This window comes from Companilactobacillus halodurans, from assembly GCF_009600985.1.
Taxonomy (GTDB): domain Bacteria; phylum Bacillota; class Bacilli; order Lactobacillales; family Lactobacillaceae; genus Companilactobacillus; species Companilactobacillus halodurans.
Genome location: NZ_VDFP01000093.1, coordinates 1 through 1,698 on the forward strand (window position 1 = coordinate 1; position 1,698 = coordinate 1,698).

Here is a 1,698-nt window from a genome sequence, read left to right on the forward strand (position 1 = left end):
TATTATTTTTGAATTTCTCGACTTTTAAACATATGTTGATACTCTATTTTTTCGATTTGTGGTAATAATCTATATGGTTTTGATATATAGAAAATTAAACTTGCAATAATAAATAACCCACCACCTATAACTAGAGTAAAATTAATGCCTATGTTTTTTACAAGTAGGCCACCTATAAAACTACCTGCGGGTAAAGAAATTGCTGAAATACTTGTTATAATCGTAGTTAATCTAGCTAGCATATGTTCCGGAATAACTTTTTGTTGTATAGAAGCCAAGGAGACATTGCTGATACTAATTGTTATAAAGGCTACAGGAAATAAAATTATAAAACCGATACTAGGAATATAATTTATTATAATTAATATTAATCCTGATGTGATATTTAAGAGTATAAGTAATTTCCCATATCCAATATTCATATTCTTTATGTAAGGTGTGACTAAAGATCCTATAATTAAGCCTAATGAGAACAGAGCCATTAATAAACCATAATAATACGCTCCACCTAAATCATCTGCTTTTAATGGTATCCAGGTATAAAGTAGCCCTAATCCGAAGTTTATAACACCACTGACTAATGCTACTATCAATAGTAAAGATTTACTTATTTCTATAGCTCCTTCTTTTAAATTCTGTAAATATGTAGACTTACTTTTCTCTTTATTATTTAAATTAGGGATTTTTATGTTTAGCATAAATAAACTAGCTATTAAAAATATAAGTGAATTGGTGAAATACAATGGAATAAAAGCAATTATTGCAACCACGATACCACTTATTGAGTTCATAATAACATCTGTTCCTTGATATGCTATACTCATAGCTGAATTAGCACTTAATAGTTTTTCTTTTTTTACTAATAAAGGTATAGCTTTCGATTGAGCAGGATAACCTATTTGAGTACAAAACATAGCAACTGTTACTAAAATAATCAGAGCATATACATTTAAATAATCTATTAAATACAAAGAAGCGATTAGTGATAGTATTAAGCACTGTAATAAGGGGGTCAGTAGAAGAGTTTTCTTTAAAGGAATAACATCTACTAGAGGACCGAATAAAAACGAAATACACATAGGAACCATTAATAAAGTGTTAGTAACACCTACTATTAATGGATTATGCGTCCATTGTAGAACTGTCCACGTTGTAGCTACGTAATAAAGACTATCGCCAGCATTTATCATAACCCTTCCCATAAGCAAATTAGAAAAAGAATGATTTTTATATAATTGTTTCAAAATATCCCCCCCTTATGCATATAAAACTATTTATAATAATATAAATTAAGAAAACAAGATATTATTACTCTTAAACTTACAATTTACTGATCACGTCTATTAATATTGTATAAATAATTATTTATTATATTTAACCTTATTTGCTAACTTAGCTACTGTTTTATTATCATGAGGTTTAATATAGATTGTTTCAACATTATTCTCAATTGCTTTTCTTGTTATCTTATCCATTTGACTATAATCGCTATTTTGTGGGCTTTCCCATTTATAGGGGATACTATTATACACATTAATGGACCCATCACCATTACTGCTATACGTTACTGATCCACCAGCCTTCATAGGAGCTTCTAATTTCACAACATCTTCTTTATAAACTGCACTATCTTGGGCTTGTGGATTTACTTTTGATCCTTTCGGTATTTTTGTAACATACACATTTCTAATACCTTTT

The 1,698-nt window shown here is 28.7% G+C and carries 2 protein-coding genes; both read right to left on the minus strand.

Features of this window, described 5'->3' with window-relative positions; all coding sequences use genetic code 11:
• Positions 1–2: 2 nt before the first annotated feature.
• Complete coding sequence (locus FHL06_RS12690; protein ID WP_153386947.1) at positions 3–1,244, minus strand: MFS transporter; 1,242 nt, start codon at positions 1,242–1,244, stop codon at positions 3–5.
• A 117-nt stretch (positions 1,245–1,361) separates the two neighbouring features.
• Positions 1,362–1,698 (minus strand): hypothetical protein (locus FHL06_RS14430; protein ID WP_202879073.1); only part of this gene is annotated, 337 nt, incomplete at its 5' end.